We start from the raw sequence: 26,180 nt of genomic DNA, 5'->3' as shown, positions 1-26,180 counted from the left end.
GACGTTTAGGCAGCCTAGCTCGCCAGGACAGCGTCAATCGGCCCCTTGACGCTGGAGTAATCGCTGGAATCGACCGAGAGCAGTTTTCCTTCCAGCACCAAGGAGGGAGTGCCCTGCAAGCCGAGCTCGGTGGCGTCCTGCAGATCTTTGGCTACCCGCGCCTTGATCGCCGCCGAGTTCAGGTCGGCGCTGAATTTCGACTGCTGCAGTCCTAATTGCTGAGCATAAGAAGTGAAGGTTTCGACTACCCCGGCCTGCGCTTTGGCCCACTCTTTTTGTTTGCTGAAAACCATAGAGGCCATCTTTTCAAGGGCTCCCTGCTCGGCGGCGGCCTCTACAGCCTGCGCTGCGAGCGGCGCGTTGTGGTGCATCGGCAGTGGGAAGTTGCGCACCACGATGCGAACTTGATCCCGATAGTCGGACTTCACCCGCTGAATTAGACCATCCATTTTTGCGCAGTATGGGCATTGGTAGTCGGTGAAAAGGATCAGAGTGGTCTTCGGTTGCGCTGGCTGGTTCAGCACCCGAGTACCTTCCGGCACCAGTTTGGCCATTAACTCGGCTGTTAACTCAGCTGACGGCTTCGAAGGACTGGCCAGCGCGGCCGAAGCGCCCGGGCTGGAGCCAGCTGGACTGGAGGCCTCCGGGGCAGCACAGGACGCTAAAAATAGAGCCGCCGAAAGCGCCGCGGTGATGGTGAAAAAGCCAGTGAACTTGCGCATAAAATCTTTCCAGAGAGCCGTCAAGGAGCGCATTAGACATTACCGAAACGACCTCGGCCAGCCTCAGTTTCGTGAGTGAGCTAACACGCTGCGCGGGCCCTTCACGGCGGGGTGAAGGCAGAACAAAAGAATGATGAAAGAATAGCTAGATGGCCAAGACCCCAGCCCAGCGGGCAGCGAAGCACGGCGACAAAGCAACTCCTGGCCCGCTCGGTGCAAGCATTCCAGCAACGAATCCGAGCGCTCCGCGCAGCCCGGCCAAGGCGAAAAGCAATGGCAACTTGATCCTGATCGCCGGGGTGGTCGCCAGTGCCTTTTTGTTCTGGTACTTCCATCTGCTCACCCTGAACCAGCTGACCCAGCTCTCCGGTGGACTGGCCATGCCAGATTCAATGCCCTTCGGCTTCGATGCGGCCTACATCACGGACTTGAAAGCAGCGCTCAATGCCGATGCCCTCGGGCAATTGCAGTACGTGCACAAAACCGCAGGCACGTTGTTTCCCCTGGTCTTTGGCTTTAGCTGGTTGCTGCTGATTGGGCTCAACGTCGCGAAGCGCTCGCTGCGCTGGGTGCTGTGGGCCGCCCCGGTCCTTTTCGCCGTGGTCCAGCTGGTTGCCAATGTGGCGATTGACGCCATGCTGGCCAACAGTTCGGTTGATCCGAGCCAGGTCGGCTGGGCAAGCATGCTCACGATCGCTTCCTGGGTCTTGCTGTTGCTGTCCCTCATTGCCGCGGTTATTGCCTTCTCACCACTGGCTAAACGCAAGAAGTCTTAACCTTCGGACTGAGCACGAGCTAACCGTCGTTGCTGCCGCACGCCACGGGCGACCATCAGGCCAACCACGGCAAGCCCGATGATCAGTGGATAAACTATCAGCCGCTCAATAAGCCCGTCGGCGAAATTCGGTACTTTCAACAGCAGGGTAAAAATCGTAAAGCTCACCGTAGCTAGCCCCGAAATCAGGCCCAAGGCGAGGAGCAACCAACTCAGCGCGCTACGCTGATACCAAATCCACCAGAGCAAGAGCAGCGCAATGGTGCCTGCTCCGAAGAAGCTCATCGCCCCAATAAAGTGAAGCACCGCAATGGTGTCCTCCGGGAAGATCGCCAGCAGCACCACCCCTGCGCCAGAGATCACTAACAACCACCGTACCCAGGCTGCAGCTGTCAGCTGAGCTGGTTGGGCGCTGTTCAGCTTCGCGGCAACCCCCAATAAACTCGAACTCAGCAATAAGCCACCTAAAATCATCCCGGCGCCCTGCAGCCCCAACGAAGCGTTCATCAACCAGTTCAACGGCGAGCAGAGGTAGCGAGTGTTGTGAATACCGCAGTGGGCTGCCCCGAGGTCACTAATAACATTGAAGATCGCGCTATAAGGTTGGTTACCGGCCCACGCTGCCGCAACCACCGCCTCAGCTAAAAAGACCTGCACCACACTCATCACAGCCCAGGCACCAAAAAGGTTGCGAATCTGTGAGTTGCTGCTCGCCATCATAAAATCAGCGTAACGAAGCTTTCTGACAATATTCTGCATTCTTCGTTCTGCTCTCCTCGCTCTTCCATTCAGGTTGATGGCCGGCGGGTGACCAGTTTTGACCGGCAGCCTACGGGCCGGGTGTACTCTCAAGGTACGGAGTCATCGTGGCTCCCCGTAGAGGGAGTACAAATGGCCGATAAGTCGCCGCGGCAAGCCGCATCAAAAAAATCCACCAAATCGATCAAAGAAAAAAGAGCCGATAAGCGTGCTGAGGAAGCCGCGAAACATGATGCGACGCTGAGCGAGAAATCGACGAAGCCTAAGAAACGCTGAATTGATGAGTATGCTCACCCTCGGCGTTATGGCAACTTCTCGTAAACCCGACGAACGTCGCTTGCCGATTCACCCGGCGCATTTCGGCCGAATTGATCCCGAAGTGCGGCAGAGCCTCCTTTTAGAGACGGGCTATGGCGAGCGTAGCGGGATTTCAGACTCTCAATTGGCGCCGCTGGTCGGCGGTTTGCTGAGTCGGGATGAGCTGATCGCCCGCTCTGATGTTGTCCTGCTGGCTAAGCCCCAGCCCTCCGATCTGGCCGATTTGCGGGAGGGTCAGATTCTTTGGGGTTGGCCGCACTGCGTGCAGGACCGAGAAATCACGCAACTCGCAATCGACAAAAAGCTCACCCTGATCGCTTTCGAAGCGATGAATCACTGGGCTTCAGACGGTGGTTTCGGCCTGCATGTTTTCCACAAAAACAACGAGCTGGCCGGTTACTGCTCGGTACTCCACGCGCTGGCCCTAAGAGGCACCAGTGGTGACTACGGCCAGCGGTTGAGCGCCGTGGTGATAGGTTTCGGAGCAACAGCCCGTGGCGCAGTGACGGCGCTCAATGCGCTCGGCATCCACGAGGTGACTGTGCTGACCAATCGCGGGGTGGCTGCGGTCGGCTCCCCGATTCACTCGGTTCGAATCAACCAGTTTGATCACGACCCGAATGCCCCGTTCCTCAGTCATGTGATCAGTGACAAAGGCCGGATTCCGTTAGCCGAGTTCCTCGCAAAGAGCGACCTAGTGGTGAACTGCACCCTGCAAGACCCCGCCGCACCACTGATGTTCCTCACAGCGGACGACCTGCCGGAATTCAGGCCTGGTAGCTTAATCATCGATGTGTCGTGCGATCGCGGCATGGGCTTCAGCTGGGCGACTCCGACTTCATTCGCCGAGCCCATTTTCGAGGTAGGCGACCACATTAGCTATTACGGCGTCGATCACAGTCCTTCTTATTTCTGGAACTCCGCCAGCTGGGAAATCAGCGAAGCAATCCAGCCTTTCCTAGAACCGGTGATGGCGGGACGGCAGAGCTGGGCGGGAAACGATACGATCAGCCGGGCTATCGAGATTGACAGCGGCGTCATTAAGAATCAGGCGATCCTGGCATTTCAGCGACGGCTTCCTGACTATCCATATCGGTCCACGGACAATTTGCCATCCGATGCTGAACCGGTGGAGAGCGCCGGTCATTAGCAGGCAGTGCAGGGTTGCAGTTTCGGCCAAACCGACTCCAATGGTAGTGAGGATAGACACCGGGATCATAGACTTTTAGCATGCCGAATCCAGCTATCGTCCTAGTCTCCGATAAATACCTCGATGTGCTTGAGGAGCAATTCTGGCGGTACGGGCGGGATTATGACATCCATTCGGCCAGCAATGCTCAACAGGCTTTAGAAACAACCGAGCAGATCCGGGCAGCAGGCGGGCAGGTGGCACTTTATGTTGCGGACTCCCGCCTGGCTGATGCACATGTTTTGAAGGCCTTTCACAACTGGCGGGCCATCGTACCGACCGCCCGCCGCTTAGTCACCGCCCATATGGATCATTTCCGCGAGGACTCGGTGGCCTTGCGTCCAGGTCTGGCCAAAGGAAAGTTCGATGCTTTCCTCTTAATGCCACGAGGAGTGCGCGACGAAGAATTCCATACCGCAGTCACTGAGGTGCTCTCCGACTGGGGATCTACGGTTGCGGCACCCGAGGTCGAAACGGTGCGAATTATTAGCCCGGTATTGGACGGCCACACTATGGCAATCCGTGATTTCATGTACCGGATGGGTATGCCGGTGCGAACCTTCAGCCCAGAGAGCTCGGAGGGCCAGGAAGTGTTAGCTCAGCTGGATGGCCAGGAACCGAAATACCCGATTGTTCGCGCACTCGGCAGTGAGCCGGTCTGCGCACCGAGTGTGCACGACGTTGCGGTAGCGATCTACGGAGCGCCCAGCGATATCGACGTCGATCAGGTTGTTGACCTGGTGATCGTTGGCGGCGGACCGGCTGGGCTTGCTGCGGCCGTCTATGGCGCCTCAGAGGGTTTGTCGACGGTGGTCGTCGAGGCGGAGGCAATTGGCGGGCAAGCGGGCACCAGCTCAATGATCCGTAATTATTTGGGCTTCCCTCGGGGCATTTCCGGAATGCGATTAGCTCAGCGTGCGCGCAGCCAGGCCATTCGTTTCGGCACTCGGTTCTTCACCGGGTGGCCGGTGGAAGGAGTGTCGGTGGGCGACCGCGTACATACCCTGAAGACCGGTGGCGGTGAACTGCGGGCTAGAGCAGTGGTGATCGCCACCGGCGTCTCCTACCGAAAATTGCGAGTGGAAGCTATTGACTCACTGGTCGGCCGCGGCGTTTTTTATGGTGCTGCCATGACAGCCGCCCGAGAGATGGAAGATCAAGACGTTTTCGTCGTCGGCGGCGGAAACTCCGCAGGCCAAGCGGCAGTACACCTCTCCCGCTTTGCGCGTTCGGTGACGATTCTGATCCGACGGCCCTCGCTGGCCGCGACGATGTCCGATTATCTGATCAAGGAGCTCGAGTACAACCCAATGGTGACCGTGCGTAGTTGCTCCGAGGTGGTAGACGGCGGCGGCGAAGGGCGTCTGGAGTGGATCGAGCTCAAGGACACCACTACGGGCGAACTGAGCCGTCACCAGACCGGCGGCTTGTTCTTGCTGCTCGGGGCCGAGCCATTGTGCGACTGGGTGCCTTCAGAGGTCATCAAAGACGAGCGAGGTTTCGTGTTGACCGGCCGAGACGTGCCCAAGGAGACCTGGATCAACGGTGTTCCGCCCGGCAACCTGGCCACCACGGTGCCCGGAATTTTTGCGGTCGGTGATATTCGGGCTGGTTCGATGAAACGTGTCGCTGCCGCCAGCGGTGAGGGTTCCAGCGTGGTCCCGCTGGTACACAGCTGGATCGAAAGCCTCAACGAGGCCGAGGTGCCGAGTAGCTAAGCCAGTCCCGGGAGCACCATATTTTTGAGCACCTCGGCGCTCCCGGCGGTGTCCAGGGCCTCCTTGACCTGATCCAGCCCGAAGCGTCCGGAGACCAGGACGTCCAGATTGACCGCTCCGCTTTGCACCAAGCCGATGGCGGTTGGCCAGGTATTGGCGTAGCGGAAGACTCCGGTGACCAGCAGTTCGCGGTTCTGGATGGTGGAAATCGGTAGCGCATAATCATCGGCTCCCATGCCCACCAGCACAGCGCGTCCGAGCGGAGCCAGGGCGCGGATGCCCGCGACGACGGCGGGAGCGGCACCGGAGGCGTCAAAGAACACGTCGAAGCGTGGCTCTTCTGGCTGCTCGCCGCGCCGTGGATCATAGCTCGCGGTGGCACCCAGTTGCTCGGCGAGCGCGAGCCGCGCGGCGTCGAGATCGCTGACCACAATCTCGGTGGCACCGTAGGCGGCTGCTACTTGGACTAGCACCAGGCCGATCGGACCGGCCCCGGCAATCAGCACCTTGTCGCCGACAGTGAGTTGAGCCTTTTGGGCCGCCGCAATGCCGACGGAAAGCGGCTCAAGTAAGGCGGCGGCATCGTCGCTCATGCTCTCCGGTATTCGATGGGCAAAAACCGAGGGAATGCTGACATATTCGGCAAAGGCGCCGTCGATCGGCGGCGTGGCGTAGAACTCGATATCGGGGTCGAGGTTGTAGTGGCCAGAGAGGCTCTGCGCCGAATCAAGGCGCGGGCGCTGCGGTTCAATGGAAACCCGTTCACCGATCCGTCGTGGATCCACCGCCTCGCCAGCGGCAACAATCCGACCAGCCGCCTCATGTCCCAGAACCATTGGCTGCTCGACCACGAAGTCTGCGATCCGGCCATGTCGGTAATAGTGCACATCGGAGCCACAGACGCCAACCGAGGACACCTGCACCAATACATCGTTGGTAGCTACTGGCGGCACCGGGCGCTGCTCAATGACGAGTTCCAGCGCCGGAGTGAGCACGCTGGCGCGCATCGTGGCGGGAACCTCCGGGCGGCGGGAACCTTGCGAACTTGCATCTGCGGGCTGCAAGTCTTGTCCAGGTTCTTGCTGAGGTTGTTCGTTAGGTTGTTGGCTCATCGCTGCGGCACTCCCGGATCGGCTTGACCGGCTTCGCCTGGTTCCTGACCTTCAGTGTCTGGATCGCCAGGAGACGGCATTGACGCCGCTCGTTCGAGTTCCTGCTGGATCTCCGCCTTAGCGGCGGTGGCAGCTGGTAGGTAGATTTCATCGATTACCCCGAGCGAGGAAACCCGAGCCTTGCGAGCCCGCACCGCTAGCCAGCCCAACGCTGCCATCATGACGGCGAAGCCGAGGAAAATCACCAACACGGTCCAGAAAACATCCATCGTTCAATCGTAATCGGTGAGCTTGCGGGTCGGCCTGGCAAGGTTGCTGAACCGATTGGCTGAGGCGGTCGGATGGAATCGCTGGACGCCCCGGCGCAGCGTGATTGGCTTCGTGAGCTTGGCGCCGGCTGCGGTAAGCTTGCTCTGGTGTTTCAGCCGTCCGCTGCGGTTTCCCCGCGGCAGCTTGGCAGCACACCGAGGAATCTAACGATTCCGGCCTCTGTAGCTCAGCAGGATAGAGCGTCCCTCTCCTAAAGGGAAGGTCGTGGGTTCGAATCCCGCCAGGGGCACCACATTAATGTCTTAAGCTGAAACTGTGTCAGCAGTCAGTTCCCCGTACCCAGTTCCGGCCACGCCATCGGAACTTACTGATCTAGCCGCCTTCTTGATCGGCAACTGGCAGGTCAAGCGAACTTTATTGGAGCGCAGTACCGGACAAAACAGCGACTTCGACGGCATCCTGCAGTTCAGTCCAAGCGCCGACGGCGGCCTTCGCTACCACGAGGAAGGCACCCTGCTTTGGGGCGCCACGGAGCAGGTTCCAGCGGATCAACACGATCAGCAGCCGATGCTTGCAACCTTGCCTCGGGGCACCGCCGCCGCGGGCTACCGGGTTCCCGCCAAACGTGACTACCTGCTACGGGCCACCGATGATCCGGCCGTGCTTGATTGGTACTTCGATTACGGAGTCTTCTTTCACCGGCTTGACCTGCGCTCGGGGCACTGGACGGCCGAGCATCCTTGTTCCGCTGACCTCTACCGGGTCGACTACACAGTGCTCGACCCGGATCAGTTGGAGGTTGTCTGGGATGTTGCCGGGCCTCGTAAAAACCAGCACATCGCGTCCAGCTGGACCCGGATCAGCTAAACCTCCCGCGAGTTCGCGGTTTTGTCTCGAATTCGCTAGTAATTACTAACGAATTCGAGACAGCTTAGCGAACTCGCGAGGGTGGGTAGGAAAGGGGCGAGGCGCCGAAGGAGTGCACCGCTCAGGCCTTCGGGCCGACCTCCGCGACGTCGGAAGCGGCTACCTCAGCTACATCTGAGGCGCCCTGGGCGAATTGGGTGCGGTACAGCTCGGCGTAACGGCCCTCGGCGGCTAGCAGTTCCTCATGCGTGCCACGCTCCACCACATTGCCGCCTTCCACCACCAGAATCGAGTCGGCTTCCCTAATGGTGGAGAGCCGGTGCGCGATGACCACGGCGGTGCGTCCCTCCAGCGCTTCGCCGAGCGCTGCCTGCACCGCTGCCTCATTGGTGGAATCCAGCGCCGCGGTTGCCTCGTCGAGGATCACCACGGCCGGTTGCACCAGCAGTAGCCGGGCAATCGTCAGGCGTTGTCGCTCACCACCGGAAAGCCGGTAGCCACGCTCCCCCACCACGGTGTCCAGACCGTCTGGCATCGAAGCGATCAAGTCTGCCAAGCGAGCACGACGCAGTGCCGACCAAATGTCTTCCTCGCTGGCCTCAGGCTGGGCGAGAAGCAAATTCGAGCGGATCGACTCGTGAAACAGATGTCCGTCTTGGGTCACCATGCTCATCGAGGCGCGCAATGAATCGAAGGTGGTGTCCCGAATATCCACACCACCAATCCGGACCGCGCCGGAGTCGACGTCGTAAAGCCGGGAGAGCAACTGAGCGATGGTTGACTTACCGGCGCCGGAGGAGCCGACCAGGGCAACTGTCTCGCCGGGCTTGGCCACGAAGCTGACGCCATGCAGCACTTCCTCGCCGCCGCGAGTGTCCAGGGTAGCGACCTCCTCAAGAGAGGCCAGCGAAACTTTGTCCGCGGAGGGATAGCCAAAGCGGACCTGATCGAATTCCACCCCGAGCGGTCCGGCGGGCAACGGCCGGGCATCTGGTTTCTGCTGGATGAGCGGTTTCAGATCGAGGATCTCGAAGACCCGGGCGAAAGAAACCAGGGCACTCATAATGTCTACTCGGGCGCTGGCCAGCGCGGTCAGCGGCGCATAAAGCCTGGTCAGCAACAGTGCCAGCACCACCACGTCGCCGGCGGCAAGATCGCCACGTAGCGCAAAGTAGCCGCCCAAACCATAAACCAGGGCGAGCGCGAGCGCCGAGACCAGGGTCAGCGCGGTGACGAAGACGAACTGCATCATGGTGGTTCGCACGCCGATGTCTCGCACCCGGCTGGCCCGCATCGCGAACTCTCGAGACTCATCGGCAGGACGGCCGAAAAGCTTCACCAGAGTGGCTCCAGGCGCGGAGAAGCGTTCCGTCATCTGGGTGCTCATACTCGCGTTCAAGTTCGCTGATTCCTTGCGCAAGCCAGCAACCCGTCGACCGAAACGTCGCGCGGGCAGCAAGAAGATCGGCAGCAACACCAGCGATATCACGGTGACCTGCCACGAGGTACCGAGCATCACGATCAGCGTCAGCACCAGAGTGACCAAGTTACTCACAATGCCGGAGAGCGTGCCGCTGAAAGCCTGCTGGGCACCAATCACATCACTGTTCAATCGGCTCACCAACGCGCCGGTCCGGGTCCGGGTGAAGAAGGCAATCGGCATCTTCTGCACATGATCGAAGACCTTGGTGCGCAGATCAAGAATGACGTCCTCCCCCAGCCGTGAGGAAAGCCAACGCACCAGCAAACCAACCCCGGCGTCGGCGATGGCAACCAGGGCGATCAGAGCGGCCAGGGTCAAAATCAGTTGCAGGTCGGTGCGCGCCACAATGGCGTTCACGATCTGCCCGGCGAGCAGCGGCGTGGCCACCGCAATAAAGGCAGAGAGCACCGAAAGAGCCACGAAGATCACCAGCCGCCAACGGTATGGTCCGGCGAAGGCGAAGGTCCGTTTCAGGGTGTCTTTTTTGATGCCACCTTCGTCGGTTTTGGCTCCCGCTGTGCTCCACAACGAATGCCAGGCAGCATTTTCCATACTCACGGCGAATCCCCGTCTCTCTCGACTCAATCAGTAACGTAGCGCCTTACGCTGACAGTTTGTTCCTAAAACTGAGAATATCTTCGTCATCTTGAGAAATATAAGCGCCCGACTAAAGCGTTAACGGTGATAATGTCGCACGCTGGACCACGCGACTGGCACGGTGCCTAACAAAGGATTTGAATGTCACTGACGAAACCCCGAAAACTTCTGGCAATTGGCTTGCTGCTCAGCCTGGGCTTGGCCGTCGCCGGTTGCTCCAGCAGCCCAGCCAGCGGCACTGATAGTTCGCTCAGCGATGTCACTAGCAAGGGTGAATTGGTGGTCGCCACCGAGGGAACCTACAAGCCCTTCAGCTATCACGAGGGCGGTTCCGGCGCGTTGACCGGCTACGACGTCGAGATCGCCGAGGCGGTCGCAGCAAAGCTTGGCGTGAAGGCCAAGTTCCAGGAGACCCAGTTTGACGGCATCCTGGCTGGTTTGGATGCAAAGCGCTTTGACGTGGTGGCGAATCAAATTTCGATCAACCCCGACCGCGAGAAGAAATATGATTTCTCCAAGCCGTACACGGTCTCTTCCGGCGTTATTGTGGTCAAGGCCAGCAACGATTCGATTAAGAGTTTCGATGACCTCAAAGGCAAAACCACCGCGCAATCGCTCACCAGCAACTGGTACAAGCTAGCTCAACAAAGTGGTGCGACCGTGCAATCTGTGGAGGGCTGGGCCCAATCGGTGGCACTGTTGCAGCAAGATCGCGTTGACGCGGTAGTGAACGACAAGCTGACCTACCTGGACTTCGCCAAGAACACTCCCAACGCTGGCCTCAAAATTGCCGCCGAGACGACCGATAAATCATTGAGTGCCTTCACTTTACGCAAGGGGTCGACCGCGCTCACCGAGGCAATCAATAAAGCACTTGCCGACCTCAGCGCCGATGGCACGCTGAGCAAGATCTCAAAGAAGTACTTTGGCACCGACGTTTCCAAGTAACCTCGCGCTTCCCTGGCAAACAAGCTGGTACCGGCTAGGCTGAACCATGACCTGGGACTTGATCTGGAGTTCGCTCGGGCCGATTCTGCTCGGTGCCGTGCAGGCGACGATTCCGCTCGCGCTAGCCTCGTTCGCGCTCGGCTTGGTGATCGCCTTGGTGATCGCGTTAATGAGAATAAGCGGCAACGTTTTACTCTCCGGCATCGCTCGCTTTTATATCTCGGTGATCCGCGGCACCCCGCTGCTGGTGCAGCTCTTCGTGATTTTCTATGGGCTGCCGAATATTGGTCTGAAGCTTGAACCCTGGCCGAGCGCAATCATCGCGCTCTCGCTCAACGTCGGCGGTTACGGCGCGGAAGTTATCCGGGCCGCTATTCTCTCGGTGCCCAAGGGACAGTGGGAGGCCGGTCATATGATCGGCATGTCGCGCGCACAAACGCTACGGCGAATCATCCTGCCGCAGGCCGCCCGGGTCTCATTGCCGCCGCTGTCGAACACCTTCATTTCCCTCGTCAAGGACACCTCGCTGGCCTCGCTCATCCTAGTCACCGAGCTTTTCCGCCAGGCGCAGCAAATTGCCTCGGTGGGCGGCGATTTCATGGTTCTCTACCTCGAAGCCGCAGTAGTTTACTGGGTGATCTGCCTGGTCCTTTCCACCGTTCAATCACTGCTTGAAAAGAGATTGGATCGCTATGTCGCCCACTAGCTTCCGCCCGCAGAGCGGTGTCTTCCAGCCAGAAACGGTGCTGCGGGTCGCCGGTCTACACAAGGCTTTCGGTACCAACGAGGTGCTCAAGGGCATAGACCTGGAAGTACCTCGAGGTTCGGTGCTGGCTTTGATCGGCCCCTCCGGATCGGGTAAAACCACTGTGCTGCGGTCGCTGAACGGTTTGGAAACCCCCGACGGTGGCACCGTCACCATTGGTGCCACCTCGATCGACTTCTCACTCGGCGTGCGCAAACAAGCACGCGCAGAGCTGCGGGATCGTTCGGCCATGGTGTTCCAGCACTACAACCTGTTTCCGCATATGACCGTGCTGCAAAACGTGATTGAAGGCCCACTTCAGGTTCAGAAACGGGACCGCGCCGAGGTGGTGCCAGAGGCCGAAGCGCTACTGAACCGGGTGGGTCTGCTGGCCAAGAAAGACGCCTACCCCTTCGAGCTCTCCGGCGGCCAGCAGCAACGCGTCGGCATTGTCAGGGCCCTGGCACTGAAACCTCAGTTACTGCTTTTCGATGAGCCGACCTCGGCGCTGGACCCGGAGCTGGTTGGCGATGTGCTCGCGGTGATCAAGGAGCTCGCCGAAGAAGGCTGGACCATGGTGATCGTCACGCATGAGCTGGCTTTCGCGCGGCAAACCGCCGACCAGGTGGTCTTCATGGACGGTGGCGTGGTGGTGGAACGCGGCCCGGCTAGTGAAGTACTGAGCAACCCCCGCCAGCCTCGCACTCAGCAGTTCCTGGAAAGAGTGCTGCACAACTACTGATTGGCTGCCTCATTCATCGTTTCCGTGCCAGTAGCACCCATAAAAATTCCTCGCCGAAAAGCTGATCGGCAGTGATCTGCTGACGCATTGGCCGAAGCTCAAGCACCTCGAAATAAGGGAATTCACACTGAACGGATAGCTATTCCGCGCTCAGCACGACCAACTGCTGAGTCGCCCGGGTCATCGCCACATATCGGTCTACCGCGGCTTCAATACCTTCACCAAAATTCTCCGGTTCAAGCAGCACGACCAAGTCGAATTCCAAGCCTTTGACGAGCTCAGGACTCAATAGCCTGAGCCGTTCCGAAGCTTGAAGGCCGGTCGGTGCCTGAGCACTGATCACGCAGCCCACCCCTTCCTGGTGAGTGGCCAGCCAGTCGGTCATGATCCCGGACAATTCTGAGCTCATCCCATAGCGAACCGGGATGCCGCTGCTTCGAATCGAATGGGGCACATTGGCGTCCGGCAGCACACTGCGGATTACTGGTTCGGCCTCGATCATCACCTCTTCAGGGGTCCGATAATTAATGGTCAGCGAAGCCATTTCAATCCGGTCAAAACCAAGCCGTGCCAAACGTTGTCGCCAGGACTCAGCAAAACCGTGTCTGGCCTGGGCTCGATCGCCGACAATGGTGAAACTCCGGGAAGGGCAGCGCTGCAGAAGCATTTGCCACTGGGCATCGTTGAGCTCTTGAGCCTCATCCACCACAATATGCCCGAACGGGCCTGCCAGCAGGTCCGGATCGGGGCCGGAGACAGCGTCCTGATCCACCAGCGCGGCACGCAGATCTTGACCACGCAACATCGACATCACCTGCATTTCCGAATCATCGTTCGCGATGGCGTCCCTGACCACCTCGGACATCCGATTCCGCCCAGCCTCGGCGGCAGCCGCCTGGCGTTGTCGGCGCCGCGAAGCCTCCGGGTCACCAAGGCGCAATCGTGCCGCGTCGAGGAATGGTAAATCAGCATCCGTCCAGGGACTGCCCTCCGGCCGGCGCAGCGCCGAAAGCTGCTCCGATGAGAGCCACGGTGCGCTCATCCGCAAGTAAGCGGGCACCGACCAAAGATCTCCCACGATTTCGGCCGCCTCCAGCAAAGGCCAGGCTTTGCCGAAGCTGCGCACCAGTTCGCGGTTGCCGGCCAGCGCGCGGCGCATCCTGCTTTCCTGATCCTCGCTGGCGATGGCACAAGCGTCAAACTCGTCTACATCATCCTGCCAGTCGTCGAATGCATCCCGAAGCTTGTCCAGCAATATCCTGATGACTGCGTCCCAGATCTGGTCCCGCGCCTCATTATGGGCTGCCGCTGGCTCAGCTGCGTCGAAGCCCTCAGCCCAGTCGGCAGCGCTCAGCCAGACATCGGCCCAGGGGGTTTCCAGCAACATCCCCTCGGTAGGGGGTCTCTCATAAAGCGCGACGGCGGAATCAATCGCTTTGAGCAGTTCTGCCGAGGTCTTCAATGCCACCACCTGCGGGTCCAGCTCGGTGATCGCGGTAGCCCCCTCGGGCACGAAGTCGCGTAGCGTGCAAGTCTGCACCCCTTCCTCCCCCAGGCTAGGCAACACATCAGCCACATAGTTCAAATAGGGCTGATGCGGACCGACGAACAGCACATCACCACGGTGATGTTCCAGCCGCGGATCTGAGTAGAGCAGATAAGCGGTGCGATGTAAGGCGACCACCGTCTTTCCGGTGCCGGGACCGCCGTCAACCACCAAGGCTCCCCTTGAACCGGCCCGGATAATGGCGTCTTGGTCGGCCTGAATGGTGCCCAGCACGTCCCGCATCCGGGCCGAGCGATTATCGGCCAGACTGGCGATGAAAGCTGACTGGTCATCGAGAGCGGCCCGATTTTTCAATCCTTCCGGGGTGAAGACTTCATCCCAGTAATCAGTCACCCGGCCCCGTGTCCAGCGGTAACGACGGCGGCTCAGCAATCCCATCGGATTCGCGTGAGTTGCACCGAAGAAAGGCTCAGCTGCAGGTGCCCGCCAATCGAGCAAAAGCCTCCGCCCGGAGCCATCGGTAAGACCGAAACGGCCAATATACACTGGCTCAGCCTGGTCAATCATTGGGTCGGCATCCTCGCTTGCGGTGATCATGTAACCAAGGCATAAATCGAGTCCGAAACGGCGTAACGCGCGCAGTCGCGCACTAAGCCGATGAATCTCCTGATCGCGTTCCAGCGCCGCCTGGCCCTGGCCACCAGGCGCTTTACGCTCGGCTTCTAACTGCTCAGTAAGCTCGGCAATGCTGCTTTCCAGGCTCCGCTCAATCATCGCAAAGTGGACTTCATCGGGTTGGATGAGTTCCGGATCTGCTTTCGCAACGAGGTTTGCTGGCAGGTTGAAAGCGCTCAGATTCATGGTTGTGGTTCCTCGGCTCCGCTTAACGGTTCACTGTCTCGAGCCACAGCCAAGGGTTTCTCGGCCACGGACTCCATCTTCGACTGACCATTGTGCGCCACCACGGGGGCCTTGCCGCAAGCCCCCCTCTCGGGTATAAATTGAAAATGGAGAGGGAAATATCCCTCTCCATTTTCTGTTTCGGCTCACACCACCAACCCCGGACGCTCGTCCAGCCTTTGCAGGCCCTTGCGTGGCAGGTGGCGGCCGTGCTGGTTTAGCGCTTGAACCTTAGCGTGACCAATTGGAAGGGACGCAAGGTCAGTTCAACGGAATCCGCACCGAGTACCACGCCCACCGGAGCCGGTAAAGCTTCCTCCAGCAGATCGACGACCTCAACACCAGAGACCGGGTACCCTGCTCGGATCAAACCGGTGGAACGCTCCCCTAACGATTCGTACAGTCTGACAATCACGTCTCCCGAGCCGTCTTCGGCGAGCTTGACCGCCTCAACCACCAAGGCCGCGTTGAAGACGCTGAACAGCGGCTGCACCGCCTCGGCACCGGTAATGGTACGCGGTGCCAGGTTGGTCCGGTAGCCCTCCTCGACGGCGTCAGCGATCGCGGCACCTGGCCGGATACTCACCACTAACTCGTGCTCGCCCTGGTCGGTGAAGGGGTCGGGTGACTTCGGTGCCCGGAGCAGCGACAACCGCACTGTCGTGGTGGTGCCACCGTCAGCTTCGCGTACTGCCCGAGTGACATCGTGACCATAGGTTGAACCGTTGCTGACCGCGACCCCATAACCGGGCTCCGCGACGTGGATCCAGCGATGTGCGCAGATCTCAAACTTGGCGGTCTCCCACGAGGTGTTGGTGTGGGTGGGTCGGAAAACATGACCGAACTGGGTTTCTGAAGCGCTTCGGTCGGCACGGACATCCAGTTCAAAGCCCAACTTGAGTAGTTTCTGACTTTCCTGCCAGTCGATCTGGCTGGTAATGGTGAGCGAGGGTGAACCCGCCGAAAGGCTGATTCGCTGAGTGAGCGGCGAGGTACCGATCAGTCGTTCCACCACCACGACGGCGTCCCAGCCCGCACTTTCCAAGGTGACCGAGCGGGCCTCCGTGCAATCGGTGACATTATGCCGATAGAACTCGTCAATATCCCAGGCGTCCCAGGCATTCGGGGTGTCACGGTGCAATTCGAGATGGTTACCCGCTCCACCCGGTGCAATCGCCTCGCGTCCGCTGGCGTAGTCCATCAGCGAGGTGATCAGACCATTGGCATCGATCACCGCACGGATGATGCCATTGTCCAAAACATAGCCACCATCGGCCTCGGTCACCTCGACCGGAGTTTCAACACTCACCGAGGGAACGGCAGCGAGCGCCGGCACTCCGGAACGCTCATGCGGTGCCGCATTGAAAGTGAACTCGGTGTCCCCCTCGCCGACCAAAGTACGCATCGAGGAGGCGATGATCTCTTCCAGTTCCTTGGCTATCGCGGCGTAATTTCGCTCAGCATCCTGGTGTACCCAGGCGATTGAGCTGCCCGGCAGAATATCGTGGAACTGCTGAAGCAGCACCAGCTGCCAGAGTCGCTTCAACTCGGCCGCCGGATAAGCAACGCCCTTGCGCACCGTCGCGGTGGCCGCCCAGAGCTCGGCCTCGCGGAGCAGGTGCTCGCTGCGCCGGTTGCCCTTCTTGGTGTTCGACTGCGAGGTGTAGGTACCCCGGTGCAGTTCGAGATACATCTCACCGAGCCAGACCGGCGGGGCCGGGTATTCCGCCTGCGCCTGCTCGAAGAAGCTCTTCGCGCTACCCATCCGGACCTTGGGTGAGCCTTCTAAGGAAGCAGTACGCCGGGCAGCAGCGATCATTTCGCGGGTTGGACCGCCACCGCCGTCGCCCCAGCCAAAGGGAGCCAAGGAAACATTGCTACGCCCCTTCTCACGGTAATTGCTCTGGGCATGCGCGAGTTCCCGGCCGCTCAATTCGCTGTTGTAAGTGTCCACGGGCGGAAAGTGCGTGAACACCCGGGTACCGTCGATACCCTCCCATTGGAAGGTGTGGTGTGGCATCACATTGACCTGGTTCCAGGAAATCTTCTGGGTCAAGAACCAATCGATGCCGGCGGCATCAACGATTTGCGGCAGCGCTCCGGAGTAGCCAAACGAATCCGGCAACCAAGCTTCCTTGCAGTCGATGCCGAACTCGCGGCGGAAGAAGCTCTTGCCTTCCACAAACTGGCGAGCCATCGCCTCGCTACCGGGCATATTGGTGTCGGACTCAACCCACATCCCGCCAACCGGCACGAACTGTCCGGCCGCAACTTTGACCTTGATGCGTTCGAATAGCTCAGGATAGAACTCCTTGATCCAGGAGAGCTGCTGGGCCGAAGAACAAGAAAAAACGAAGTCCGGATACTCGTCCATCAGGGCGACCACATTGGAGAAGGTCCGGGCACATTTACGGATCGTCTCGCGTACCGGCCACAGCCAGGCCGAGTCAATATGCGCGTGTCCGGTGGCCACCACTTGATGTGCGGAGGCGTAGGCGGGTTGACTCAGCACTCCGGCGAGCGCTTCCCGACCGGCCTGAGCGGTCCCGGAAATGTCGTCGGGGTCCATCACATCGAGCATTCGCTCAAGTGCGCGGAGAATTTCATGGCGACGCGGCAATTCGGTCGGCAGCTCATGCATCAGCCCGGCCAGTGTCCAGACATCCTGGTTTAGTTCCCAAACGGTCTCATCCAGCTCGGCCAGTGTGACACCGCCAAAGGTGTAAATCGGCTCCTTGCCTGCGGTCGCCTTATCGCCCAGCGGGTTGGGCTGGAACGTCCAGCCCTGCGCGACGTCCGGGTTTGCTGCCGCCTCAATATAGAAGTCGATGCGGCCATCCTGACCGACCGAAAGCTGCTCAACGGGCAAATACTTATTACGCGGCGAAAGTGCCTTGACGATGCTGCCATCGGGCCGCCAAGCTATGCCCTCACATTGGAACCCGGGCATCTCATTGCTGTAACCAAGTTCGGCGACGATCTCCAGCCGAGCGCCGGACTTTGCGTAGTCTTCGGGTAGCTGACCGGTGACATGCAACCATTTAGTGCTCCACGGGGCGCCCCAAGCCTCGCCGTTTTGCACAGCTTCAAACTGTTGCGTGATCGCTTCGTCAAAAGGTACCGGTTCATCCGGAACCTGCCAACCGCTGACGGTCAGCTGAGTAGACCTCAAATAGAGAGCTCGTTCCAGCCGTTCTCGGATAAACCGGTCTAGTCGAGCCTCGGTCAGGCGACGATCATCGTGCACAAGTGTCTCCTATTAAGACAGTAGGGGGTTTTGTCTCTGATAATGATTTAATTGAGCCTAATCGGCTTTGAAAGAATTGCCAACGCATCGGCGATTCCAGCCTATCCACAGAACTCGAACGGCAACAAGGCACGCTGAAACAGTGTGGACGGTCTTTTTCTAGCCCTCAGCCAGCTCGATTCGTTCGGCTCCGGCATAGATGTTCAGCGAGTTTCCCCGGCTGAACCCCACCAGTCCCATTCCTACTTCCTCGGCCAGTTGCACCGCTAAGGACGAAGGTGCGCTCACCGCGGCCAGCAGAGGAATCCCCGCCATCGCAGCCTTCTGCACCAGTTCGAAGGAGGCCCGGCCAGAAACCTGAAGCACCGTCGAGGTCAGCGGCAAGCTGCCCTGGCGCAATGCCCAACCGATAACCTTGTCTACCGCATTATGTCGGCCGACATCTTCCCGCAGGCAAAGCAGTTCACCGTCCAGGTCGAAAAGTCCGGCGGCATGCACGCCACCGGTCTTAGCGAAAAGCCGCTGCGCCCGCTTCAGGCGCTCCGGCAAGTCCGCCAGAATAGGCAGTGGAATACTGACTGACTGTTCCAAGGTAGCGAACCTTGAGTCTTTCCGAACCGCCTCAATGGAAGCGGTGCCGCAGATTCCGCAGGAGCTCGTGGTGTAGACGTGACGGTGCAGGTCGGGCACTCGCACATCTGGTCGGAGTTGAGCTTGCACCACATTAAAGGTTTGCTGGCCATTCTCGTCTTCGCCAGCACAGAAACGCAGTGAGATGAGTTCTGCCGGATCGGCAATTACCCCTTCAGAGACCAGGAAACCCGCGACCAGGTCGAAATCATCACCTGGCGTCCGCATTGTCACGGAGAACGGATCATCACCAATCCGCATCTCTAGGGGCTCCTCAGCCGCCAGCTGGTCCTCGCGTTGCACCGTGGTCACCGTGAGCTGTTGCTCGGCTGATTCGTCCGAATTCAGCCGTACCTTGTGAATCCGTGCCCTTTTTGTCAATCTACTCACCCCTTCAGCCTAAACCCGGCGTTAGAGTGAAGTATGAGTAAAGCACCGCGCGAAGGCATCGATGAAGCTGAACTTCGCATTTCTGTCCCGAAAAAGACGGCCGTCGGCATTCCCGGCATTGTGCATGCCCTGCAGATTTCACTCGAACAAATGGGGCCACTTCGCTCGGCCGAGACCCTATTGCGGGTTAATCAGAAGAAGGGCTTTGACTGTCCCGGCTGCGCTTGGCCAGAAGCCGAGCGTCGGCACATCGCCGAATTTTGTGAGAACGGGGCAAAAGCGGTGGCGGAGGAAGCCACTAAGCGTCGAGTATCTGCAGCTTTCTTCGCTGAGCATTCGATTGCCGAACTCTCTCAGCAGGACGACTACTGGCTGGGCCAGCAGGGCCGATTGACGGAGCCCATGCTGCTTGAGGAAGGGGCCAGCCACTATCGACCGGTCGACTGGGATACCGCCTTTGGCCTAATCCGCGATGAACTGCGGGCGATGGAAACCCCCGATCAGGCGGTTTTCTATACCTCCGGCCGGACCAGCAATGAGGCAGCTTTCGTCTACCAGTTGCTGGTCCGCGGTCTGGGCACCAATAATCTGCCGGATTGTTCGAATATGTGTCATGAATCCTCCGGTTCGGCGCTCGGGGAGACCATCGGCATTGGCAAGGGTTCGGTGTCGCTTGAGGACGTGCACCAGGCCGAGTTGATTCTGATTGCTGGGCAAAACCCTGGCACCAACCATCCACGGATGCTCTCCGCGCTGGAGAAAGCCAAGCGAAACGGCGCTCGCATTATTGCCATTAACCCGCTGCCCGAGGCCGGCCTGCTGCGCTTCGAGAATCCGCAGACGGTGCGCGGGCTGATCGGCGGCGGTACCGCCATCGCCGACGATTTCTTGCAGATCAAACTCGGCGGTGACCAAGCCTTATTCCAGGCGCTCGGTAAGTGCCTGCTCGACGCCGGTGCGCTGGATCAGCAGTTCATTGACGAATACACCACCGGCTTCGAGGAGTATCGCGCTGGCCTGGCGGAGCTCGATTGGGCTGCCGTGCTAACAGCCACCGGGCTGAGCGAAGCGCAAATCAGATCGACTGCCCAGGCACTGATTGGCTCCCAAAAGACGATCGTCTGCTGGGCAATGGGATTGACTCAACATAAGCATTCAGTCGCCACCCTCCGGGACGTCGTCAATCTGCTGCTTTTGCAGGGGAATATTGGCAAAGCGGGTGCTGGTGTCTGCCCGGTGCGTGGGCACTCAAATGTGCAGGGCGATCGCACCATGGGCATCTTTGAGCGGATGCCCGAATCATTCCATCAGGCCCTCGATACCGAATTCCACTTTGAGTCGCCGCGGAAGCACGGCTTCGACACAGTGGCGGCAATCCGGGCGATGGCCGCAGGTCAGGTCCGTGTCTTCATCGGGATGGGCGGCAATTTCGTCCGCGCCACCCCCGACACCGAAGTGACCGAAGCGGCGCTGCGATCAACAAGCCTCACCGTTCAGATCTCCACCAAACTTAATCGCTCGCACCTGGTCACCGGGCGGCGGGCGCTGATCCTGCCGACCCTTGGCCGGACCGAACAGGATCAGCAGAGTAGCGGTGCGCAACGCGTCACGGTAGAGGACTCAATGAGCGCCGTGCACGCATCGCAGGGCCGACTCAAGCCTGCCTCCGGGCAGCTCCGTTCCGAAGTCGCCATCGTTGCGGGGCTGGCCCAACTGCTTTTCACCGATGAAGCAGACCAGCCGCTGCCGGGCGCGCCGCGGGTAGATTGGTCCGGCTTAGCCGCAGATTATTCACTGATCCGACGTCATATTTCCGCGGTGGTACCAGGTTTCTCCGATTACGAAGAGAAAATCGACAAGCCTGGCGGCTTTGTGCTGCCACACGGGCCACGAGACGCTCGACGTTTCAGTACACCAAGCGGTAAGGCGGTGTTCACCGCCAACCAGCTGGAATACCCGCAGGTTCCGGAGGGACGCTTGCTGCTCCAAACCCTCCGTTCGCACGATCAGTACAACACCACCATCTACGGCAAGGACGATCGTTATCGCGGCGTCCGCGGCGGTCGGCGAGTGGTTTTCATCCATCAGGCCGACCTTGACGAGCGTGGCCTATTAGCCGATGAATTAGTGGATCTGATCTCGGAGTGGCGGGACCCGAAAACGGACGAGTACAGCGAGCGCCGGGCCACCGCTTTCCGGGTGATTCCCTACTCCACTCCACGGGGCTGCGCGGCCGCCTACTATCCGGAGACCAACGTGCTAGTGCCCTTGGAGTCGACTGCCGACGTCAGTGGCACCCCGACCTCAAAAGCGGTCGTGATCAGGCTGGAACGGCATAGCAGCTGACTGCTTACTTCAACTCAGACTTCTGAGCAGGGGCTGGCTTAGAGTTTCCAGGGCAGCCGTAGCGCCTGTACCGGCTCTCCCATCCGGACGCCATGCGGCGGCATGATCAGGACGCCGTCGGCTTCGGCTAGCCCTCGCAGCATTGCCGCCTCAGCCTTGTTCACCGGGGAGGCCAGGCCGTAGAGCTCACGATAGGGCATTAACCGGGTCCTTCCAGCGAGTGGCTCAATCGCCACACCGGCGGCAAGTTCAAAGGTTTCCGGACGTTGTTCGCCGTTCAGCCCGGCGAGTAAAGGTTCGGCCAGCGTCAACAAGGCCATGAAGGCGGCCAACGGGTTTCCCGGCAAACCCACTAAGTATCGTGGACCGGAGCCAGCGCCGTTGGCCGGTAGCGTCGCCAGGATGCTGGGCCCTCCCGGACGCATTGCCACCCCGTCAATCAGCAATTCTCCGCCCAGCTGGCTGATCGCGGTGTGCAGATGGTCAGCGCTTGAACTACCGGTACCACCGGTGGTGATCAGCACGGTGGCCTCGGACTTCTCCAGGGCCTCGGTGGTCTCGAGCAGATCATCACTAAGTCGTCGCTGACCGAGCACGGTACCCCCGAGAGATTCCAGCACAGCAGCCAATTGTGGGCTAAAAACATCACGCACCTGGCCGACTTCTGGGATGCCGTGCCCAATGACTTCGTCTCCGGTGAAGAACAACTCGACTCGCGGTCGGCCGCTGACTCGCAGCACATCTGCTCCAGCCAAAGCGGCGAGCGCTAAAGCCGGTGGGCTTAATTCGGTGCCCACCGGCAGCAGGAGTTCGCCCGCGGACGCTTCCTGACCGCTACGACGAATGTGCTGACCACTGCGTGGTTCACCGGGCTTAGCTTCAGGGCTCAGGTTCAGCACCGGTAACCCTTCCTGGTCGGTCGTCACCAGACCGCTCTCGCTACGCAGCACTGCTTTTGCCCCCAACGGCAAGTTCCCGCCGGTCAGAATAGCACTGGCTTGACCGGGAAAGAGCCGCTCACCGGCCGATACGAAAATCCAAGGCGGACTGCCGTTGACGGCCCAGCCGTCCATCGCAGAAGAGTCGAAATGTGGGATGTCTTGCGCGCTGAACACCGCTTCGCTGAGGACCCGGTTCAGGGCAGCGGCAAGCGGCAAGCTTTCCTCGGCGACGCGGTCCGCACAGTCATAGGCGATCTGACGAGCCACCGCCCATTCGTGTTTCAGATGGATCTCAGCCATTGCGGGCGGCAACCGCTTCCCTGGCCGTTTCGATGGCGGAGCGGAGCGCAAGCTCATCCGAGGCCTGGCCACTGCCGGCGGCTAAGCCTGCGGCGAATCCAGCAATAAAAGTTGTCAACGGGGCAGCCGGTCGGACGATGCCATGAGCGGCTCGACCCGCCAGGCCGAGAATCGCAGCGCTATCGAGCGGGGTGCCGCTAATTTCAAACTTTGCCAGCAGCTCCTTACACCAGTTATCGAGAATTTCTTGCTGGTCTTCAGCCTGCTGCTGCGGACTGCTTTGTTCCACGGCTCACTCCTTGATAATTCCCCAGCGCTGTGCGCTTGGCCAGTCGTCGATGTCCTGGCTCAGCTGGTCCGGCGCCAATACTCTGGCTAGCTCAAGCCTAGCAAGCACCGCACGAAGCGATGGCGCTTTCGAGTCCGGGCCTGTTCCCTGAGACTCGTGGTGGCAGGCTGCGCTCAGAGCAGCCCGACCGTAAAGACCAAATAATGGTTGGTCGTAACCCGCTGAATCAATCAGGATTGCGCCGTCTCGGGCTGTCCGAGCGTCGAACAGCAGCCGCAGTCCCGCCGAAACCTCAACCAAGTCACTGGCAAGGAGTAAAACTCTTTCCTGCTGTACGCCCTGCAAACCTGCGGAAACGGCTGCCACCGGCCCGGCGAAGCTTGGTTCTTCGCGTGCCCAGCTCAGTCGTGAAGAACTGTGCGATTCAGGGATCGCCCGGACTAGTTGTTCTCGGTCGCCGACCACGACGATGCGCTCAGGCGCGGGATGAAGCAACTCAAGTTCGCCTAACAGCGCCGCCAGCAGTGATGAACCATTTCTGATCAAAGCGGGTTTGAGCACTCCACCCATCCTGCTGCCCCTGCCACCGGCCAACAGGATGGCGGCAAAGGGCTCAGGCAGCGAATTCACTGAGGAAGGGATCCCATTCCGGTGTGGGCTTCTCCAGTTCACGGATCTGCCATTGACCACCACGAGGCGGACGTGGGGTGAGGCGTAGCTGCCAGTTCATTTCGGCAGGGGTGTGATCGCTCTTAAGGTTATTGCACCGTAGACAACAAGCCACCAGATTCTCCCAGCTGTGCGCGCCACCTCGGGACTTGGGCTGGATGTGATCAATGGTGCTGGCGGCTTTTCCGCAATAACCACAGCGGTGATTATCGCGACGTAACACCCCGCGCCGGCTGACCGGTGTGGCCCGGTCATAAGGTAGCCGGATGTATCGATTCAGCAGGATCACCGATGGCCGTCCGAGAATCTCCTGCGCCCCGACGACTGGTTCATCGCCTTCAGCTAAAACAGAAGCTTTCCCAGCCAGCACAAGGATCAGCGCCCGGCGGAACGTGACAACCGCTAGGGGTTCGTAACCAGCATTCAGAACAAGAGTACGCATCGGCGTTGTCCCTCTTCGCTGACCTGGAGTCATTCGGCGGAGCCGGCTGCCCTGCCGCAGCCCCAGATCTTGAACTCAAGATAAGCCTAGGCGGAACAGCCCAGAATCAACGAATTCAATACCGCCGTGGCGGGGTGTGTCGAGAAGAATTCACCCGGCAGAAACCTTCTGGAGAGACAAAGCACCCGCACCGATGATCGGTGCGGGTGCTTTGAAGTGTCTGTTAAGCGGAGCTTAGTGACCGATAGCGATGAAGACCGGTCCGCTACCCACGTGAGCGGAGAAGACTGCAGTGGTGTAGCCATTCCAGCCGCCGTGCACAGCCTGACCATTGCCAACGTAAACAGCAATGTGAGCCTGGCCGCCACCGCCATTTGCGTAGTAGATCAAATCGCCGGGCTGAGCTTCGGATTCGCTGATGGTGCGACCCAAGGAGAGGTAGCCAGCCGGCCAGCCGTGGTAGAAAATACCAGCAGCAGCGAGCGAGTTACTTGCCAGCGCGGTGCAGTCCTGAGCGACGCCCAGCTGAGCATAAGCGGCGGCAGCGATGGTGGCGCCAATGCCACTCTTCTGGCTTGCCGGCTTAGCAGCCGCAGCTTGCGTGGTCTTGCTTTCCTGAGTGGCGGCCGGAGTAGCTACCGGAGCAGCCTGAGCTGCGGGCTGGCTTGCCGCGGTCTGGGCAACCGGTTCAGCGACCGGAGCCGTGGTGTTACTCTCAACCTTGACAACCGGCACGACTGCAGCCGGAGCAGAGGAGGAAGCCTTCGGGCTCTCAAAGCTGATCTGCACCTTCGAGGAAGCAGTGACGCCCTGGCTAGCAGCCTGAACCTTCAACGTTGAGGTGTTGGTGTCACGCTGAACCTCGCTGGGCTGAGCCGCATTGGCAGCAATCCCGGTGGTCAAGACCAGACCCGAAGCGGCGGCGATGACAGCTGCTTGACGGCCGACCCCACCGGCATTGTCACTAACAGCTTTAGCGATCACAGCGATCGAACTGGTCTTCGTGGCCTCGGCGCGGTGCCGGGCGATCCCTTCACGATTGCTCATCGGTCTCTCTTTCAATTCCTCATTGGTTACGGATGCGATGTTGTTGCGTTCACTACGTGGAGTTTTTGTCTGCGAGCCCCACACCCGCGTTCACAGCTAAGTCAAAAAGTTTTGGGCCGCTACGGCATGGTGTAGAACACCGCGGAACCGACAGCGTTGACAGCGGTCAGCTGAGTTCCGTCGGAAGGATTCAAAGCACCAATCTCCATGCCGTTTCCAACGTAGATGGCCACGTGGGAGCCGCCGTTCTGGACGACCAGATCGCCGGGCTTAGGCGTCGAGGTCTGCACCATCACACCCCACTGATTAGTGCGCGGGATTGAGATACCAGCCTGGGCGTAGGCCCACTGGACGAATCCGGAGCAGTCCCAGCCGGTCACCGGGCTGGTGCCGCCGTAAACGTAAGCATGACCGATACCAGCATAGGCGCTAGCGGCAACTCCCGAGAGGTTGCCGGAGACGGCTGGCGCCTTGGCAGTCTCGGCCTTTGCTTCAGCCTGAGGGGTTTGAGTGGTCTGGCTTGCCGTAGCAGGCTTGCTGGCAGCGGGAGCAACTGGCTCGACCTTTTCTGCCTGGGCTGCGACTTCATTGACCTCGACGGTGGAGGTGGCAGCTGCCTGTTCGAACTTTAGATTGAGATTCTTGGCCGCCGAGACGGTCTGTGCGACATCGCTCGTGGTCCGAGTCGCGTCTTGCGCGGCGGTGGAGTCGGCGTTGGCCGCGAGTGCCGGTAGGCCGATGCTGGTCACTAGACCAGTTGCTACCGCAACTACCGCTGCTTGCCGACCAAAGCTGCCAGCGTTTGAAGATACCGCTTTAGAGATATTTCCGAGACGGTTGTTGCTGACCTTGGCCGCGCGGTGGCGACCGATAGATGCCTTTGAAGACACGTTTGACCTCTCCCAAAGCCTGCGAGGTAAGCTGTCGGATTCGGATGGGAGTCACCCGGCCGCTTTAGATTCTGAACCTAAGTTCTCGAACTTCAGCGGCTTCACCCCAAGGACTTCTAAGAAGCCCGTATGTGGTTCCCCCGTCTCTGCCAGACGAATGTTGCGAACGGACCTCAGAGTAATGGCAGAGTTAGGCTAGCTACCCCGAGAGCGCCAGACTCCTATCAAGCTTGGCGCAGGAACAACGCTACAGCAGGTTCGCGAGAATGTCACATTCTGATCACGGAAAAGTGATCTGGACGGCAACTCTGTGACCTTTTAGTAATTACTCCACTGT

General features: G+C 59.8%; 23 protein-coding genes, 1 tRNA gene and 1 riboswitch. Of the genes, 10 read left to right on the top strand and 14 right to left on the bottom strand.

Annotation, left to right across the window (positions count from 1 at the left end):
* Positions 1 to 14: 14 nt before the first annotated feature.
* Entirely contained in the window at positions 15 to 722 is a 708-nt protein-coding gene (locus UM93_RS16465; protein WP_052663862.1) for a DsbA family protein, read from the bottom strand.
* A gap of 149 nt (positions 723 to 871) precedes the next feature.
* Between UM93_RS16465 and UM93_RS16460 the strand changes: the two genes are divergently transcribed.
* Positions 872 to 1,498: a hypothetical protein gene (locus UM93_RS16460; protein WP_045076549.1), complete on the top strand. Its 627-nt coding sequence runs from the start codon at positions 872 to 874 to the stop codon at positions 1,496 to 1,498.
* Here the strand turns inward: UM93_RS16460 and UM93_RS16455 are convergent.
* Entirely contained in the window at positions 1,495 to 2,256 is a 762-nt protein-coding gene (locus UM93_RS16455) for a DUF998 domain-containing protein (protein ID WP_052663861.1), read from the bottom strand. The genes UM93_RS16460 and UM93_RS16455 overlap by 4 nt on opposite strands.
* Before the next feature lie 132 nt (positions 2,257 to 2,388).
* Here UM93_RS16455 and UM93_RS17880 point away from each other — a divergent pair, with 132 nt between their 5' ends.
* The 3 genes from UM93_RS17880 to UM93_RS16445 all read left to right on the top strand — a co-directional run bounded on the left by UM93_RS17880 (position 2,389) and on the right by UM93_RS16445 (position 5,481).
* The gene (locus UM93_RS17880; RefSeq protein WP_199921780.1) at positions 2,389 to 2,532 is read left to right on the top strand and encodes a hypothetical protein; all 144 of its coding nucleotides are present in this window, start codon (positions 2,389 to 2,391) and stop codon (positions 2,530 to 2,532) included.
* 4 nt (positions 2,533 to 2,536) lie between these two features.
* A complete protein-coding gene (locus tag UM93_RS16450) occupies positions 2,537 to 3,724 on the top strand; it encodes a N(5)-(carboxyethyl)ornithine synthase (RefSeq protein ID WP_045076548.1) in 1,188 nt (395 codons plus the stop codon).
* Between the two features lie 80 nt (positions 3,725 to 3,804).
* Positions 3,805 to 5,481, top strand: a complete 1,677-nt coding sequence (locus UM93_RS16445) for an NAD(P)/FAD-dependent oxidoreductase (RefSeq protein WP_045076547.1) — start codon at positions 3,805 to 3,807, stop codon at positions 5,479 to 5,481.
* Here the strand turns inward: UM93_RS16445 and UM93_RS16440 are convergent.
* Positions 5,478 to 6,488, bottom strand: coding sequence for an NAD(P)-dependent alcohol dehydrogenase (locus UM93_RS16440; protein ID WP_045077676.1), 1,011 nt, complete (start codon positions 6,486 to 6,488; stop codon positions 5,478 to 5,480). The two genes, UM93_RS16445 and UM93_RS16440, sit on opposite strands and share 4 nt — an antisense overlap.
* Before the next feature lie 101 nt (positions 6,489 to 6,589).
* Positions 6,590 to 6,862 (bottom strand): hypothetical protein, encoded by a 273-nt coding sequence (locus UM93_RS16435; RefSeq protein WP_045076546.1) that lies wholly within the window; start codon positions 6,860 to 6,862, stop codon positions 6,590 to 6,592.
* 216 nt (positions 6,863 to 7,078) lie between these two features.
* Between UM93_RS16435 and UM93_RS16425 the strand changes: the two genes are divergently transcribed.
* Positions 7,079 to 7,155, top strand: a tRNA-Arg gene (locus tag UM93_RS16425).
* A 23-nt stretch (positions 7,156 to 7,178) separates the two neighbouring features.
* Positions 7,179 to 7,730, top strand: a complete 552-nt coding sequence (locus UM93_RS16420; protein ID WP_045076544.1) for a DUF6314 family protein — start codon at positions 7,179 to 7,181, stop codon at positions 7,728 to 7,730.
* A gap of 121 nt (positions 7,731 to 7,851) precedes the next feature.
* On the opposite strand, the gene UM93_RS16415 is transcribed toward UM93_RS16420, so the two are convergent.
* Entirely contained in the window at positions 7,852 to 9,771 is a 1,920-nt protein-coding gene (locus UM93_RS16415) for an ABC transporter ATP-binding protein (RefSeq protein ID WP_045076543.1), read from the bottom strand.
* A gap of 180 nt (positions 9,772 to 9,951) precedes the next feature.
* Here UM93_RS16415 and UM93_RS16410 point away from each other — a divergent pair, with 180 nt between their 5' ends.
* From UM93_RS16410 to UM93_RS16400, 3 genes are read left to right on the top strand one after another with little or no spacing between them, the layout of a single operon-like run.
* Positions 9,952 to 10,758, top strand: a complete 807-nt coding sequence (locus UM93_RS16410; RefSeq protein ID WP_045076542.1) for an amino acid ABC transporter substrate-binding protein — start codon at positions 9,952 to 9,954, stop codon at positions 10,756 to 10,758.
* Positions 10,759 to 10,804: 46 nt separating this feature from the next.
* Positions 10,805 to 11,464: an amino acid ABC transporter permease gene (locus UM93_RS16405; protein WP_045076541.1), complete on the top strand. Its 660-nt coding sequence runs from the start codon at positions 10,805 to 10,807 to the stop codon at positions 11,462 to 11,464.
* On the top strand, positions 11,451 to 12,245 hold the full coding sequence (locus tag UM93_RS16400; RefSeq protein ID WP_045076540.1) for an amino acid ABC transporter ATP-binding protein: 795 nt from the start codon (positions 11,451 to 11,453) through the stop codon (positions 12,243 to 12,245). The genes UM93_RS16405 and UM93_RS16400 overlap by 14 nt, the downstream gene beginning before the upstream one ends.
* A 139-nt stretch (positions 12,246 to 12,384) precedes the next feature.
* On the opposite strand, the gene helR is transcribed toward UM93_RS16400, so the two are convergent.
* From helR to fdhD, 3 genes are all read right to left on the bottom strand, one after another.
* Positions 12,385 to 14,613, bottom strand: a complete 2,229-nt coding sequence (gene helR / locus UM93_RS16395) for an RNA polymerase recycling motor ATPase HelR (RefSeq protein ID WP_045076539.1) — start codon at positions 14,611 to 14,613, stop codon at positions 12,385 to 12,387.
* A gap of 256 nt (positions 14,614 to 14,869) precedes the next feature.
* On the bottom strand, positions 14,870 to 17,899 hold the full coding sequence (locus tag UM93_RS16390) for an alpha-mannosidase (protein ID WP_045076538.1): 3,030 nt from the start codon (positions 17,897 to 17,899) through the stop codon (positions 14,870 to 14,872).
* Positions 17,900 to 18,058: 159 nt separating this feature from the next.
* Complete coding sequence (gene fdhD / locus UM93_RS16385; RefSeq protein WP_045076537.1) at positions 18,059 to 18,919, bottom strand: formate dehydrogenase accessory sulfurtransferase FdhD; 861 nt, start codon at positions 18,917 to 18,919, stop codon at positions 18,059 to 18,061.
* Between the two features lie 33 nt (positions 18,920 to 18,952).
* On the opposite strand from fdhD, the gene UM93_RS16380 reads away from it, so the two are divergent.
* Positions 18,953 to 21,265: an FdhF/YdeP family oxidoreductase gene (locus UM93_RS16380; RefSeq protein ID WP_045076536.1), complete on the top strand. Its 2,313-nt coding sequence runs from the start codon at positions 18,953 to 18,955 to the stop codon at positions 21,263 to 21,265.
* 38 nt (positions 21,266 to 21,303) lie between these two features.
* Here the strand turns inward: UM93_RS16380 and UM93_RS16375 are convergent, their stop codons facing one another.
* The 6 genes from UM93_RS16375 to UM93_RS16350 all read right to left on the bottom strand — a co-directional run bounded on the left by UM93_RS16375 (position 21,304) and on the right by UM93_RS16350 (position 25,843).
* The gene (locus tag UM93_RS16375) at positions 21,304 to 22,506 is read right to left on the bottom strand and encodes a molybdopterin molybdotransferase MoeA (RefSeq protein ID WP_045076535.1); all 1,203 of its coding nucleotides are present in this window, start codon (positions 22,504 to 22,506) and stop codon (positions 21,304 to 21,306) included.
* Positions 22,499 to 22,795, bottom strand: a complete 297-nt coding sequence (locus tag UM93_RS16370) for a DUF6457 domain-containing protein (protein ID WP_045076534.1) — start codon at positions 22,793 to 22,795, stop codon at positions 22,499 to 22,501. The genes UM93_RS16375 and UM93_RS16370 overlap by 8 nt, the downstream gene beginning before the upstream one ends.
* Positions 22,796 to 22,798: 3 nt before the next feature.
* Positions 22,799 to 23,425, bottom strand: coding sequence for a molybdenum cofactor guanylyltransferase (gene mobA, locus UM93_RS17355; RefSeq protein ID WP_052663860.1), 627 nt, complete (start codon positions 23,423 to 23,425; stop codon positions 22,799 to 22,801).
* Positions 23,409 to 23,906, bottom strand: coding sequence for an HNH endonuclease (locus UM93_RS16360; RefSeq protein WP_045076533.1), 498 nt, complete (start codon positions 23,904 to 23,906; stop codon positions 23,409 to 23,411). Before UM93_RS16360 ends, mobA begins: the two co-directional genes overlap by 17 nt.
* 234 nt (positions 23,907 to 24,140) lie before the next feature.
* The gene (locus tag UM93_RS16355; protein WP_045076532.1) at positions 24,141 to 24,953 is read right to left on the bottom strand and encodes an NlpC/P60 family protein; all 813 of its coding nucleotides are present in this window, start codon (positions 24,951 to 24,953) and stop codon (positions 24,141 to 24,143) included.
* A 119-nt stretch (positions 24,954 to 25,072) separates the two neighbouring features.
* Positions 25,073 to 25,843 (bottom strand): C40 family peptidase, encoded by a 771-nt coding sequence (locus UM93_RS16350; RefSeq protein WP_234399335.1) that lies wholly within the window; start codon positions 25,841 to 25,843, stop codon positions 25,073 to 25,075.
* 2 nt (positions 25,844 to 25,845) lie between these two features.
* A riboswitch (cyclic di-AMP (ydaO/yuaA leader) is annotated at positions 25,846 to 26,018 on the bottom strand.
* Positions 26,019 to 26,180 lie beyond the last annotated feature (162 nt).

This window comes from Psychromicrobium lacuslunae, from assembly GCF_000950575.1.
Classification (GTDB): Bacteria; Actinomycetota; Actinomycetes; order Actinomycetales; family Micrococcaceae; genus Renibacterium; species Renibacterium lacuslunae.
This window is presented reverse-complemented; position numbering and strand designations above follow the sequence as displayed.